This is a genomic window from Streptomyces sp. NPDC087428 (assembly GCF_044744085.1).
In the GTDB taxonomy this organism is placed as follows: Bacteria; Actinomycetota; Actinomycetes; order Streptomycetales; family Streptomycetaceae; genus Streptomyces.
Genome location: NZ_JBIUXR010000007.1, coordinates 175,664 through 189,587 on the forward strand (window position 1 = coordinate 175,664; position 13,924 = coordinate 189,587).

Annotated in this window: 12 protein-coding genes; 7 read left to right on the forward strand and 5 right to left on the reverse strand. The window is 69.4% G+C overall.

Annotation, left to right across the window (positions count from 1 at the left end; all coding sequences use genetic code 11):
* Positions 1-33 precede the first annotated feature (33 nt).
* Entirely contained in the window at positions 34-741 is a 708-nt protein-coding gene (locus ACIO3R_RS16800; protein WP_385029195.1) for a pentapeptide repeat-containing protein, read from the forward strand.
* A gap of 28 nt (positions 742-769) precedes the next feature.
* Here the strand turns inward: ACIO3R_RS16800 and ACIO3R_RS16805 are convergent, their stop codons facing one another.
* Positions 770-1,267: a hypothetical protein gene (locus ACIO3R_RS16805; RefSeq protein ID WP_363030049.1), complete on the reverse strand. Its 498-nt coding sequence runs from the start codon at positions 1,265-1,267 to the stop codon at positions 770-772.
* A gap of 418 nt (positions 1,268-1,685) precedes the next feature.
* Here ACIO3R_RS16805 and ACIO3R_RS16810 point away from each other — a divergent pair, with 418 nt between their 5' ends.
* From ACIO3R_RS16810 to ACIO3R_RS16820, 3 genes are all read left to right on the forward strand, one after another.
* The gene (locus ACIO3R_RS16810) at positions 1,686-3,701 is read left to right on the forward strand and encodes a PrsW family glutamic-type intramembrane protease (protein WP_385029192.1); all 2,016 of its coding nucleotides are present in this window, start codon (positions 1,686-1,688) and stop codon (positions 3,699-3,701) included.
* 47 nt (positions 3,702-3,748) lie between these two features.
* The gene (locus ACIO3R_RS16815) at positions 3,749-4,084 is read left to right on the forward strand and encodes a hypothetical protein (protein ID WP_385029189.1); all 336 of its coding nucleotides are present in this window, start codon (positions 3,749-3,751) and stop codon (positions 4,082-4,084) included.
* Positions 4,085-4,598: 514 nt separating this feature from the next.
* Positions 4,599-6,038, forward strand: a complete 1,440-nt coding sequence (locus tag ACIO3R_RS16820; RefSeq protein ID WP_385029186.1) for a M1 family metallopeptidase — start codon at positions 4,599-4,601, stop codon at positions 6,036-6,038.
* 27 nt (positions 6,039-6,065) lie between these two features.
* Here the strand turns inward: ACIO3R_RS16820 and ACIO3R_RS16825 are convergent, their stop codons facing one another.
* Both ACIO3R_RS16825 and ACIO3R_RS16830 read right to left on the reverse strand, forming a co-directional pair.
* Positions 6,066-7,649 (reverse strand): M4 family metallopeptidase, encoded by a 1,584-nt coding sequence (locus ACIO3R_RS16825; RefSeq protein ID WP_402106305.1) that lies wholly within the window; start codon positions 7,647-7,649, stop codon positions 6,066-6,068.
* Between the two features lie 286 nt (positions 7,650-7,935).
* A complete protein-coding gene (locus ACIO3R_RS16830; RefSeq protein WP_123460746.1) occupies positions 7,936-8,511 on the reverse strand; it encodes a TerD family protein in 576 nt (191 codons plus the stop codon).
* A 203-nt stretch (positions 8,512-8,714) separates the two neighbouring features.
* Between ACIO3R_RS16830 and arfB the strand changes: the two genes are divergently transcribed.
* Positions 8,715-9,149, forward strand: a complete 435-nt coding sequence (gene arfB / locus ACIO3R_RS16835) for an alternative ribosome rescue aminoacyl-tRNA hydrolase ArfB (RefSeq protein WP_145764821.1) — start codon at positions 8,715-8,717, stop codon at positions 9,147-9,149.
* 105 nt (positions 9,150-9,254) lie between these two features.
* On the opposite strand, the gene ACIO3R_RS16840 is transcribed toward arfB, so the two are convergent.
* A complete protein-coding gene (locus ACIO3R_RS16840; protein ID WP_363030063.1) occupies positions 9,255-9,761 on the reverse strand; it encodes a flavin reductase family protein in 507 nt (168 codons plus the stop codon).
* Between the two features lie 330 nt (positions 9,762-10,091).
* Between ACIO3R_RS16840 and cdgB the strand changes: the two genes are divergently transcribed.
* Together cdgB and ACIO3R_RS16850 are read left to right on the forward strand one after the other, a co-directional pair.
* The gene (gene cdgB, locus ACIO3R_RS16845) at positions 10,092-11,741 is read left to right on the forward strand and encodes a diguanylate cyclase CdgB (protein WP_385029180.1); all 1,650 of its coding nucleotides are present in this window, start codon (positions 10,092-10,094) and stop codon (positions 11,739-11,741) included.
* Between the two features lie 152 nt (positions 11,742-11,893).
* Positions 11,894-12,895 carry a CBM35 domain-containing protein gene (locus ACIO3R_RS16850; protein WP_402106309.1) on the forward strand — a complete coding sequence of 334 codons (1,002 nt, stop codon included), beginning with the start codon at positions 11,894-11,896 and terminating at the stop codon, positions 12,893-12,895.
* Between the two features lie 173 nt (positions 12,896-13,068).
* Here the strand turns inward: ACIO3R_RS16850 and ACIO3R_RS16855 are convergent, their stop codons facing one another.
* Entirely contained in the window at positions 13,069-13,920 is an 852-nt protein-coding gene (locus ACIO3R_RS16855; protein WP_402106312.1) for a ketose-bisphosphate aldolase, read from the reverse strand.
* Between the last annotated feature and the right edge of the window lie 4 nt (positions 13,921-13,924).

A 13,924-nucleotide genomic window follows, 5' to 3' on the forward strand; every position in this document is an offset into this window, starting at 1 on the left:
GGCGTTGTCAGTGGGGTGCGTCACGATGGGGGGATGGTGCGCAGCGGCGGTAGTGGTCAGGGCAGCGGCAGGAGCAGGGCCGGCAAGGACGGTGTCGCGGCGGCGCGGCGTCCGGAGGTGCGGCTGCCACCGCTTGAGCCGTACGGCGGCGAGGGCCTGGAGCCGGACGGGGATTACGACGGGGTGCGCTTCGAGGCGCTGGATCTGGCGGACGAGTCGGGTCCGGGGGCCCGCTTCATGGACTGCGCGCTGGACGGCTGCGCCCTGGACCGTACGGAGCTGGTCAGGGCCCGTTTCATCGATTCGGTGCTGACGGGCGTACGGGGAGTGGGCACGGATCTCGCCGGGGCGTCCCTGCGGGACGTGGAGATCGTGGACGCGCGCCTGGGCGGGGTGCAGATGCACGGTGCGGTGCTGGAACGGGTGCTGGTGCGGGGCGGGAAGATCGACTACCTGAATCTGCGGAAGGCGCGGCTGAAGGACGTGGTGTTCGAGAACTGTGTGCTGTCCGAGCCGGATTTCGGGGGTGCGCAGCTGGACCGGGTGGAGTTCCGGGACTGCGTGCTGAAGCGGGCCGATTTCAGTGCGGTGCGGATGGAGTCGGTGGACCTGCGGACTGTCGCGGAGCTGGACATCGCCCGCGGGGTGGAGCGGCTGGCGGGTGCGGTGATCAGCCCGTCGCAGCTGATGGAGCTGGCTCCGGCGTTCGCGGCGCAGATCGGGGTGCGGGTGGAGGCGTGAACACGCCCTGAGGCCGGAAGGGGCCCGCTCAGAGCCGGGGGAAGCGGGCCTGGAGGTCCCAGACCACGGGGTTGTCCGCGAGGCCCTCGTGCATGTCGGCGAGGTCGGCGATCAGGTCGTGCAGGAAATCGCGGGCCTCGCGGCGCAGCAGGGAGTGGCTGAAGGTGAGCGGCGCTTCCTCCGCGGGCATCCAGTCGGCCTCGACGTCGACCCAGCCGAACCGGCGCTCGAAGAGCATCCGGTCGGACGACTCGGTGAAGTCGAGCTCGGCGAACTGGCGGCGGTGCGAGCGGTTGCCCCGGGGGTCGCGGTCGATCTGCTCGACGATGTCGCACAGGGCCCACGCGAAGTCGAGCACCGGCACCCATCCCCAGCCTGTGGATACTTCGCGGTCCTCCTTGGTGTCCGCGAGGTAGACGTCCCCGGAGAACAGATCGTGGCGCAGGGCGTGGACGTCCGCTCGGCGGTAGTCGGTCTGCGGGGGATCGGGGAAGCGTCGGGAGAGGGAGTAGCCGATGTCGAGCACGGTTCGATGGTGTCATGCCCGGCGTGTCGCGCTCGCACCAGTGGGATGGGGGCTGGTGCGGTCCCGTTGTGGAGCCCCGTCGTCGAGGACGGTCCCCGCGGCGAGGGGTAGGGCCTCATGGCTTCCTCCGCGGGAAGCCATGAGCCGGAGAGTTCTTGGATCTCCCATGAATGACCTGGCGCGTGCTCCGGGCCGGTCTACTGCAGAGCACCCCGTGGCGGCCTTCCACCGATGGGAATCACTTCCGATCATGTCCGATACATAGATCCACATGTATGCATATGCGCACATCGAACCGTCATCTCCTGCGAGGTTGCCTCATTCTCCTCTTGTTCAGCCGGATGTCGCATGCCTAGCATGATGTTCGCTTTTGCGAATTTCACTCGTTCGGGCGTGGGGGCTGTGCATGACGTTGGTAATGGCAGTCGCTGCTGTCTGGGGTGTGCTGCAGCTGTTCGCGCTGTCGTGGCCGGCGCGTTCGGTACGGCTGTCGACGGTGCTGCTGTCGGTCGCGGTGGGGGTGTACGGGTGCGGTGTGGCGACGGCGCTGCTTCAGCTCGCGTACACCCGTCTGTATGCGGACCAGTCCGGGCAGCCGTTGTCCGAGGTGGTGGGCACCTCCAGCTACACGGTCGCCCCCTGGGTGGAGGAACTGGTCAAGGTTTCCCCTCTGTTGCTGGCCGGGCTGTACGCCAAGGTCCGCCGGCAGTGGGGGCTCACCGACTTCGTCGTACTGGGCGCGGGGCTGGGTGCCGGGTTCGGGCTGCTGGAGGCGGTACTCCGCTACGGTCTGGACGCGGGCCGGGCGATCCCGCGGGACGGCGGCGGGTGGGTCATCCCGGACAGCCTCTTCCCGCCGTACATCCCAGGCCTGAAACAGGTTTTCGCCGCCTGGCTTCCCGGCCCCACCGGCCAGTCGAGCATCGTCGGGCCACAGGCCGCCGAAACTTTCTCCCATCTGGTGTGGACGGCACTGGCGGGGCTGGGCGTCGGCTTGCTGTGGCGAACCCGGGGCTGGGTGCGCGTGCTGGCGGTCGTTCCGGTGGCGGCCGCGTCCGCGCATCATGCGGTGAACAACTACGCGGCCGAGAAGTCCACGGAACAGGCCGAACAGTGGCTGGAGACGCTGAACGAGAAGGCCTGGGCCGTTCCGCTGGTCTGCCTGGCCATCGCCATGGCAATCGACCTGTACCAACTGCACCGCGGCAAACGCACAGTGCCGGGAGTGCTGCTGGCCACCGAGCGCACCGACGGCGACACGGCGGCCGCAATGCTCCGCTACGCCTCCTGGCGTCCGCGATGGACTCTGCTCATCGCGCTGCGCCACATCCGGCTGCGCCGCTCCCTGCTGTACGCCACCGCCCTCTCGCCTCCGCGTGAGACCGAGCCACTGCGCCGGGCGGTCGCCCGGATCACCGCACAGATGGACGCCACCGACCAGCAAGGCCCCTGGCGCCCTGACGAGATACGGGCCCGCCTCAGGGCCGTCAGAGCCGGGGCTTCCACACGTAGACGGCTGCTGCTCATCCCCTGCGTACTCATGCTCCCCGGGCTGCTCTTCCTGGGCGTCGGCTCATTCAAGTCCACCGCCGAACTCCAGGAGTACTTCACCACAGGCAACGGCCCGAAGATCCTGATGGGCTTCGGCATCGCGGCCCTGGCCTGGATCGCCTGGCAACTGATCACCCTGCTCCGCACCTGGCAGCCGACATCCGTCCAGCCCCACGGCGAACCGCTGGCCGCCCACCGCTTCCGCATCGCCACCGCCCTGGGAGGCGCCACCACCGGACTCCTGCTCCTCTACCGAGGACTCGGTGACGCCGGCCCCGACGGCAAGGCGGTCCCCACCCTCCACCTGCTCGACGCCCTCGACAACTTCCTCGTCTACCTCGGCTTCGCCCTCCTCCTGCTCTCCCTCCTCGCCCTGTTCCCGCCCGGCGGACTCGCACTCGCCGGCGTCGGAGTGGTCGGCACGGCCACAGCCGAAGCGGCGACGAGCGCGGCACTCATCGGCACCGCCGGCGTTGTCCTCATGGCGGCAGCAGGCGGCAGGGGCGCGGAGGACGGGCACTCGTCTGGAGGTGCGTCGGGCAACGAGGCTGGCCAGAAGAAGCCGTCAGAGGCCACCAAGGGAAAGCGGAAGTTCGAGGCTTCGCCAAAGCATGGCCGAACCCAGCGGGGCAACGCGGCACCCGAACCCACCCATCCGCAGAAGACCCTGGACGACTCTCTGACGTTCAACCCCAACACGACGCGCAGGGTCGGAGTTGACAGTGAAACTGGCGAGTTCGCTCTCTTCGATGAAACACACAATGGGACCGGGATCTACCATGGGCACGTGCGCAAATGGGGCGAGCTGACTCAGGAGATGCAAAGCGCGCTACGCAAGTCCGGTCTCGTGACAGGGAAGGGGAAGCTCAAAGTTTCGGACTAGATCACTCCTCGTCGTAAATGTAAAACCTATTGCAAAAAGGAAAATGCATGCAATATGAAGAACCGCGCCGACTGTCGATGGAAGACGCTGCGGAAATATTTGAGAACGGTAATCCGTATGATATTGCAGAGTCTCTTATTTCGGCAGCCCTCTATCTTCCTGACAGAGGATGGGTGGAGCAATGGTTGATCCATTTCACGAACCACTCCAGCCCCGATGTGCGGAGGGCCTCCGCTCTGGCACTCGGACACCTGGCCCGGCTGCACGGTGCTGTTTCACCGCAAGCAGTGGCGGCGGTGACTTCCCTCCGGGCGGACGTGGGGCTGCACGGTGCGGCAAATGATGCCCTGGAGGACGTCGAGATATTCACTCGCGGTAATTGAGCGTCCCGCTGTAGTTCCAGAATGGGCCGAGGGGATTTCGGGGCGGCATCTGTCCGTAGTTTCTTTCCGGTGTGTGAACGTTGTCGCGCAACTGGTCGAAGGCCAGGGCCTGTGCAGCAGTCGCGCCTGCATCGCTGGTTTCACGTCGCGGTGACCTCCGCCGCGTATTTATTTGCCATTCACACGGCGTGATTCCCGGCCGGCGCTGCACCGCACCTTGCAACGATTCGTCTGCCGTGTGCATGAACGCCGCAGACTCGGCCCCTTCGGTAATGTGTGCGGCAATCGCAGTGTCCAGTCCTCAGGAGCAGCGCGTGGGTGCCAGGGCCTGACGCAACGCGGTCCAACCTGGTGGACAGCCCGCTCGACCGCTGTTGCGAGGTGAGCGCGTCCACGATGTGCGGGCCGCGAGGACCGGCTTCGGGAACGGAACGGCAAGGCACGGACCGGTTCCCGGAAACGGCACGGTCCCGGCATCCCCGTAGTCCGACAATCCGCACATAGGATCATCGGCGTGGACCCACGTATCCCGGCACGCGGCACCGCACGCACCTCCCGCAGGGGCAGGACCGCCGTCCTGCTGCTCGCCCTGGCGGTCCTCGCCCCCGGCTGCGGCGCGAGTGCCGGTGGGGTGCACGGCGCCCCGGGCGCCTCCGGGGTGCGCGATCCGTACTTCCCCAAGCTAGGCAACGGCGGCTACGACGTCACGCACTACGACCTCACGCTCGATGTCGGCCAGGACGCGAAGACGCTGCGCGGCACCGCCGGGATCACCGCGCGGGCCACCCAGGACCTCAGCTCGTTCAACCTCGACCTGGCCGGGCTGACCGTGGAGTCGGCCACCGTGGAGGGGCGGCCCGCTGCCGTCAGCCGGGCGGGCGACGAGCTGACGCTGCGTCCGGACATCAAGGTCCAGGACCGGCTGCGCAGGGGCCGGACCTTCCGCACGGTCGTGCGCTACTCCGGCTCCCCGAAGACGATCACGGACCCGGACGACTCCGAGGAGGGCTGGCTGCCGACCGCCGACGGGGCAGTGGCGCTGGGGGAGCCGACCGGCGCGATGGCCTGGTTCCCGGGCAACAACCACCCCAGCGACAAGGCCGCCTACGATCTGGCGGTCACCGTGCCCAAGGGGCTGACGGCGGTCTCCAACGGAGTGCTCGCCGGTCCGCCCAGGACGGCCGGGGACCGCACCACGTTCCGCTGGCACACCGCCGAACCGATGGCGAGCTATCTCGCGACGCTGGCCGTCGGCCGGTTCGAGACGAAGACGTCGACCATGGCGGGCGGCATCACGGTGTTCACCGCGGTGGACCCGGTGTCGGCGAAGGCGAGCGCGCGGACGGTGGCCCGGGTTCCCGAGGTGGTGGAGTGGGAGGCCGCGCACTTCGGCCCGTACCCGTTCTCCGCCACGGGCGCGATCGTCGAGCGCAAGGGGGACGCCGGGTACGCGCTGGAGACGCAGAACCGGCCGTTCTTCCCCGGGCCGCCGAGCGTCGGGCTGCTCGTCCACGAGATGGCGCACCAGTGGTTCGGTGACTCGGTCACGCCCGCGAGCTGGCAGGACATGTGGCTCAACGAGGGTCTGGCGACCTACGCGGAGTGGCTGTGGGAGGAGGAGAAGGAGGACACCCCGGCCCAGGACTCGTTCGACGACGCCTACGAGAACGAGGACAACTGGGCCTTCCCGCCCGCCGATCCGCCGGCCGCCGCCAACATCTCCGACCCGCCGGTGTACGGGCGGGGCGCCATGGTGATCCACAAGATCCGCGAGGCGGTGGACGACGACGAGCGGTTCTTCGCGCTGCTCAAGGGCTGGACGAAGGCCCACCGGCACGCCAACGCCACGACGGCGGACTTCACCGCCTACGTGGAGAAGGCGACCGGGCAGGATCTGACGGAGCTGTGGAAGACCTGGCTGTACGGCAGGAGCCGGCCCGCCGCGGACGGCTGACCGGCTCCCGGAGTGACGCGGTGGGTGTTACTTCACGTTGACACCGCTCCAGGCGGCGTCGACCTGGGCCAGCTCGGCGCTGTCCGCGCCGTACAGGTCGGTCGCCGCCTTCTCGGTCGCCGTACGGGCGTCCGCGTAGTCGGTGGACGAGGTCATGTACTCGGAGAGGGCCTTGTACCAGATCTGGATGGCCTTGTCCCGGCCGATGCCGGTGACGGTGGAGCCGTCGGAGGTCGGGGAGTCGTAGGCGACGCCGTTGATGGTCTTCGCGCCGCTGCCCTCGGCCAGCAGGTAGAAGAAGTGGTTGGCGACACCGGACGAGTAGTGCACGTCCAGGCCACCGACGCTGCTGTCCCAGTAGTCGGCCGAGCCGCCGTCCTTGCTCGGCTGGTCCATGTAGCGCAGCGGGCTGCCGTCGCCGTTGATGTCGATCTTCTCGCCGATGAGGTAGTCGCCGACGTCGGTGGTGTTGTCGGCGAAGAACTCCACCGCGGTGCCGAAGATGTCGCTGGTCGCCTCGTTGAGGCCGCCGGACTCGCCGACGTAGTCGAGGTTGGCGGTCGACGCGGTCAGCCCGTGGCTCATCTCGTGGCCGGCGACGTCGAGGCCGGTGAGGGCGCTCTTGTTGTCGGCGCCGTCGCCGTACGTCATGCAGAAGCAGCTGTCGTCCCAGAACGCGTTGACGTACGCGTCGCCGTAGTGGACCCGGGAGTACGCGGCCTTGCCGTCGCCCGCGATGCCGTCGCGGCCGAGCGTCGACTTGTAGAAGTCCCAGGTCTGCGCGGCGCCGTAGTGGGCGTCGACCGCGGCGGTCTGGCGGTCGTTGCCGGTGCCGTCGCCCCAGGTGTCGTCGTCGTCGGTGACCAGGTCGCCGGTGCCGCTCTCGCCCTGGTTCAGGTCGTACGTCTTGTGGCCGCCGCGGTCGCCGTCGGTCAGCTCGAAGCCGGAACCGGAGGCGGTGGTGGACAGGTCGACCTTGCCGCTGTACTGGCTGTTGCCGACGCCGGCCGTCTCGATGGCCTCGTAGCTGTGCAGCGTCTTGCCGGTGGTGGCGTCCGTGATGATGTGGCGGCGGCTCGGCGTGCCGTCCTTCTGCACCCCGGTCTTCACGGACTCGAGGGCCAGGACGGGCTTGCCGCTGCCCGCCCAGATCACCTTGCGGGCACTCGCCACGGTCTTGATCTTCGCCGTCGTGGACGGCACGGATATCTTGGCGCCAGTCGCCTTGGTGACGCTCTTGAGCTTGCCGTTGCTCGCGGTGTGGGTGACGAGGTCGCCGCCGATGACGGGCAGTCCGGCGTAGGTGCGCTCGTAGCGGGTGTGGACCGTGCCCTTGGCGTCCTTGATCACGTCACGGGCGATCAGCTTCTCCTTGGCGCCGAGCTTGAGCGTGGCGGCGGTCGAGGAGACGTCGGTCTGGGCCGACTTGATGGCCGCCGTGCGCGCGGAGGCGCTGCTGAAGGCGGGCGAGGAGGTGCGGGGAGAGGCGGAGGAACCGTCGTCGGGGGCGGCCGGCCTGGCGTTCGCCGTACCGGTCTGCACTCCGACGACGACCATCGCGGCCACGGCGGCCAGGGCTGCGGCGCGACGGGTGTTCATGTGGGGGGTCATGGGTTCTCCGTTGCTCGTTCCGTGGGGGGTTACGAGCGGAGAGCGTGCCACTGAATGACCGACATTGACGGTGTACTAACAATTACCTCACAATTCTTTGACCAGTTCTTGTCCGACTGGGATGCGTCTGTGTCCGCTATCCGGCGGACTTCCGTCACTTGCGCAACACCGCGTGTCGTTCGCCCCGTTGGAGGTGATCGGTGGTACGCGGACACGCGGGAGCCCCCGGCCGCAGGACGTTCGGCCGGGGGCTCCGCTGGAGCGGGTGAAGCGGGTGGACGGAGCGTCAGAGAGTGACGCCGAAGTCCTGGGCGATGCCGCGCAGACCGGAGGCGTAGCCCTGGCCGACGGCACGGAACTTCCACTCGGCACCGTTGCGGTACAGCTCGCCGAAGACCATGGCGGTCTCGGTGGCGGCGTCCTCGCTCAGGTCGTAGCGGGCGATCTCGGCGCCGCCGGCCTGGTTGAGGATGCGGATGTACGCGTTGCGCACCTGGCCGAAGTTCTGGCTGCGGGTCTCGGCGTCGTAGATCGACACCGGGAAGACGATCTTGTCGATGTCGGCCGGCAGGCCTGCCAGGTTGACGTTGATCTGCTCGTCGTCACCCTCGCCCTCGCCCGTGACGTTGTCACCGGTGTGCACGATGGTCTGGTCCGGCGTCGCCTTGTTGTTGAAGAAGACGAAGTGACCGTCGGAGAAGACCTTCCCGGCGGCGTTGACCGCGATCGCGGAGGCGTCGAGGTCGAAGTCCGTGCCGGTGGTGGTCCGGACGTCCCAGCCGAGGCCGACCGTGACGGCGGTGAGGCCGGGGGCCTCCTTGGTGAGGGAGACGTTGCCGCCCTTGGACAGGCTTACTGCCATGGGAAGTCCCTTTCATCTGTCGTCTGCGGGCTCCGTGTCGTCACGAAGCTACCGTCACCCTCCATAACGCAGGCAGGGGACCGGGAGGTTCCTTCCGGCTTTGCTTTCTTTACCGAACTGACGGCCGTCCCGGCCGGGGGCCGTCACGGAAGAACCAGGGCCGCGACTAAAGAAGGTGACGAACACCCGGTGGGCCGGGGAACATGGGTGTCATGTCCGGGCCCTATGTCATCCGCGGTGCGGTCTCCCTGCCGGAGGCCGAGCTCATGTGGCGTTTCTCGCGGTCCTCGGGGCCAGGCGGGCAGCACGTCAACACCAGCGACTCCCAGGTGGAGCTGCGCTTCGACCTCGCGGCGACCGAGTCGCTGCCCGAGGTGTGGAAGGAACGCGCGCTGGAGCGGCTGGCGAACCGGCTGGTCAACGGCGTGGTGTCGGTACGGTCCTCGGAGCACCGCTCGCAGTGGCGCAACCGCGAGACGGCCGCCGTACGGCTCACCGCCCTGCTGGCGGAGGCCACGGCGCCGCCCCCCAAGCCGCGCCGCAAGCGCAAGATCCCGCGCGGCATCAACGAGCGCAGGCTGCGCGAGAAGAAGCAGCGCGGCGACACCAAGCGCGGCCGCTCGGGCCGCGACTGGTGAACGGACCCGCCGCGGCCGGCCCTGTGCGGTACGAGGCCGTCACAAACCCTTGTCGCCGCCGGCCCAATCGCCGTCGGCCCGGTCGTCGTCGGTCCGCGGCTCCCGTCAGCCCAGCTGCCGGTAGCGCCCGCGGAAGTACGCCAGCGGGCTGCCGTCCCCGCTCGGCAGCTGCGCGCCGAGCACCCGTCCGATCACCAGCGTGTGGTCACCCGCCACGACGCGCTGCTCCGTGCGGCACTCCAGGGTGGCGAGCGCGCCCCCGACCAGCGGGGCTCCGGTGACCTCCCCGCGTACATAGGGGATGTCCTCGAACAGCAGCCGGTCGCTGATCCGGCCCTTCATGGCGAACCGTCCGGCGATGTGCCGCTGGCTCTCCGACAGGACGGAGACGGCCCACAGCGGCTGCTCCGCCAGCAGGTCGTCCATCCGGGAGTCGTTGCGCAGGCTCACCATGACCAGCGGCGGGTCCAGCGAGACCGACATGAACGCGGTCGCGGTCATGCCGACGTCCTCGCCGCGCCCGTGCTCGTCGAGCGGCGGCTCCTGCGCGGTGATCAGCACCACACCGGCGGCCAGTCGGGCCAGGGCGCCGCGGAACTCGTCGTTGCTCACCCCCTCAGCATGGGGGATGGGCCGGGGACGCGGGGCGGGGGGCTTCGTCTGCAACACACCGGGCACGCTAGCCGTGCGCGGGCCGTCGGCGCATCGGGCCAGGGGACCAGCCGGGTCCTAGGACCAGCCGGGTCCTCGGACCTGTTCGTGGGGCCGGGCCGGAATCCTTTACCATCTGTTGTGACTTGGCTCACAGAGCGCGATATTTGTTGACCCTGTGTACCGGGTGCACAGCTCACTGTGATTCAGTGGCCGTGACACTGCAGTAAGTACGTCAAGTACGCCGATATGAAACCTGGAGTGCTGTCGAGGTCTCGGGGAGTGCGAGCGATGGAGGCCGAGTCGGAGCCGTACGTCCGTCTTGCGACGATGCGGCAGCTGCACCAGGCCGTGGCCGATCTCAACACGGCACGGAGCCTGGCAGACACGCTGCAGACCGTGGCCGACGGAATCGTCGCCGGTCTCGGGTACGAGCTTGCCTGCGTCAACCTCGTCCGTCCCGACGGTGACCTCGTGGTCGCGGCCTTCGCGGGCAACAGCGCCGCCGAGGCACTGATCACCGGCCGCGTCGGCTCCCGCACCTCCTGGGAGCGCCGGCTCGCCATGGGCGAGCCGTGGGACGAGCTCCGCTTCATACCGCACACCGACGGCTGGGTCCTCCTCGACGACGACGTCCCGCAGTGGCACACCGAGGGCCCCGAGCCCCGCTTCGAGGACGAGTGGCACCCGCAGGACCGGCTCTACGCCCCGATGTACGCCTCGGGCGGCGGGCTCGACCTCCTCGGCGTCATATCCGTCGACCGCCCCCGCAACGGCCGCCACCCCGGCGCCTGGGGCCGCGAGGCCCTCCAGATGTACGCCTCCCAGGCGGCCATCGCCATCAGCAACGCCCGGCTCCGCGCCAACATGCAGCGCGCCCTGGTCCGCCTGGAGCGGGAACAGCAGGCGCTGCGGGCCAGCGAGGAATCCTTCCGCCAGGCCTTCGAGTACGCCCCCAGCGGCATGGCCATCGCGGAGATGGGCGGCGACCAGCACGGCCGGCTGCTGCGCACCAACGACGCCCTGTGCCGGCTGCTCGGCCGCCCCGCCTCCGTGCTGCGCCGCTACTCCTTCGCCGACCTGGTCCACCCCGAGGACATCGGCACCCTGCTCCGCACCTCCGCGGAGGGCGGCCGCGCCGAACTGCGGCTGGGCCGCCGGGACGGCACCTACCTCTGGGTCTCGCTGCGCAACTCCGTCGTCGCGGACACCGCGGACGGGCCGCGCTTCCTGCTCACCCATGTCGAGGACATAGAGGAGCGCAAGCGCCACGAGCTGAACCTCGCGCACCGCGCCTCGCACGACGCCCTCACCGGTCTGCCCAACAGCGCGGAGCTGCGCTCCCGGCTCAGCGCCCGGCTCTGCGAGCGCCCGAACGCGGTGGCGTCCACGGACGTGCAGGCGCTGGACGCGGCGTACGGCGACGTGGACGAGGCCCGGGTGCACGGCTTCCCCGTCGACGGCTTCGACGCGGGGGCGGGCGTCGGCCCGTACGACCACCATGTGCATTCCGTCGCACCCGACAACGGGAAGGACGACGGGTCGAAGGGGCTCGCGGTCCTCTTCTGCGACCTGGACGGCTTCAAGTCGATCAACGACCGCTTCGGTCACCACACGGGTGACGAGGTTCTCATCGAGGTCGCCCGCCGGCTCACCACCTGTGTCCGCGACGGTGACACCGTCGCCCGGCTCGGGGGTGACGAATTCGTCGTCCTCGCGGACGGGCTGGGGTCCGCGGACGCCGCGGACCTGGCGGTACGCCTGCGTAACGCCATCATTCCGCCCATTCGGGTCGACGGCCGGGCGGTGCGCGTCGGGGCCAGTTTCGGCATCGGCTGGGCCGCGTGCGGCATGACCGCCGAAGAGGTGCTGCGCTCCGCCGACCAGCGGATGTACATCGAGAAGCGGTCCAGATCGAAGGTTCACCGCAGGGCCGGCTGACGTTTGCCGACGTGTTGTGCGCTTACCCCGCCCCGGTTCCCGCAGCACCTCCGGCAATTCTTGACGTGGTGCGTTCGGGGTAGGCTCGGCCGGTCGGCGAGGGCTGACGGCATACGGCGAGGGCCGACGACATGGTGAGGAGTGACCCAGGGATGGCCGGGAACAACGGCGCGAGCACGCCCGAGGACGACGACCCGTTCGGCTACCTCTACGAGGACGGGCGAGCGGCCGGCGCACAGCCGCCGGGTCAGGGTGGCTACGGCTACCCGGGTCCCGCCTCGCAGCCCGGTGTGCCGCGTACCTCGTACAACCAGGTGCGGACCGTCGGCGAGCGCCAGTACGGGCAGCAGGTGCCGCAGCAGGGGGCCTACGGCTACCCGCCGCAGGGGCAGAACGCCCAGTACGGACAGCCCCAGGGCCAGTACGGGCAGCAGAACGCGCAGTACGCGGCCCCGGAGACGTACCCCGGTGCCTCCACCTCGCAGGTGCCGCACCAGGGCGGCCGCGGCAACGGCGGCCCCGGCAAGGGCGGCCCCAACACCAAGGGCCTGCTGATCGGCGCGGTCGCGGTCGTCGCGGTCGTGCTCATCGGCATCGGCGCCGCCCTGATGACGGGCGACGGCGACAAGGACAAGAAGAACGACGACGCGGCGTCCTCCTCCTCCGGTACGGCCGGTCAGGTCGAGGAGTCGCCGAAGCCGAAGGACTCCCCGAGCGCCTCGGCCCCCGTCGAGCTCCCGAAGCAGGACGCGGCGTCGCTGAAGCTCGGTGGCACGGCGACCGTGGAGAAGGGCGTCAAGGGTGCCGAGGGCCCCGACGGCTCCTACGTTTCCGGTTTCAACGCCGTCGGATCCTCCGTGACGTGGCAGGCGGCGATGGAGGAGGCCGGTTCGTACCGTCTGACGGTGCGCTACGCGATCCCCGGCAAGGACGCCAACGCCACGTTGACGGTCAACGGGAAGCCGAACTCGCAGCCGATCGGGCTCAAGGACTTCGTCCATTCCTCGGACCCGGACTGGGAGAAGAATTGGCAGACCACCTGGGCGCCCGTCGACCTGGTCAAGGGTGAGAACGAGATCGGTATTTCTTGCCAGGACGGCAATCAGTGCGACGTGATCCTGGATTGGCTGGAAGTCACCCCTGCGAAGGGCTAGCCCAGGAGGGCGAACCGCTTGTGGCCTCTCCCGGTGTCCGAACCCGGAAGAGGCCACACGTGCGTTCTCTGCGCTGAGTCATCAGGCGGGTGTTGTGCACATACCCGCGCCACACACATCCTTGGCTGATTCCCCACACGCGGCTACCCGCCGTAGGGGTGATGGGGGAGGTGTCAGCCCATCAGGGCCAGGAACCCCGCCACCGTCGCGGCCATCGCCTCGCGGCCCGGGGCGATGTACTTGCGCGGGTCCACGCCCGTGGTGTGCTCGGCCAGGTGGGCCCGGACGGCTCCGGTGAACGCGGTGTTGAGGGCCGTGCCCACGTTGATCTTGACCATGCCGGAGGAGGCGACGGCCTGGCGGATCTCCTCGTCCGGGACGCCGCTGGAGCCGTGCAGCACCAGCGGGACGGGGACGGCGGCGCGCAGCCGGCCGATCAGGGCGTGGTCCAGGGCGGCCGTGCGCTCCGTCATGGCGTGCGAGGAGCCGACCGCGACGGCCAGCGCGTCGACGCCGGTGGCGGTGACGTACGCGGCGGCCTCGGCCGGGTCGGTGCGGACGCCGGGGGCGTGGGCGTCGAGCGGGGCCTGGCCCTCCTTGCCGCCGACCTTGCCGAGCTCCGCCTCGATCCAGATGCCGCGCTCGTGGCCCCACGCGACGGCTTCGGCGGTGGCCCGCACGTTCTCCTCGTAGCTCAGCTTGGAGGCGTCGAACATCACCGAGCCGAAGCCCTCGTCCGCCGCCTGGTGCAGCAGCTCGACGGACTCGACGTGGTCGAGGTGGAGGGCGAGCGGGGCGGCGGAGGTGCGCGCGACGGCGGCGGCCGCGGCCGCGACGGCGGAGAGCCGGCCGCCGTGGAACTTCACGGCGTTCTCGGAGATCTGGAGGATGGCGGGGGCCCCGGCGCGCTCCGCACCGGTGGCGATGGCCTCCGCGTGTTCCAGCGTGATGACGTTGAAGGCGGCGATTCCGCGTCCCTCGGCCTGGGCGGCGGAGACGAGTTCACCGGTGCTGACGAGCGGCATGCTG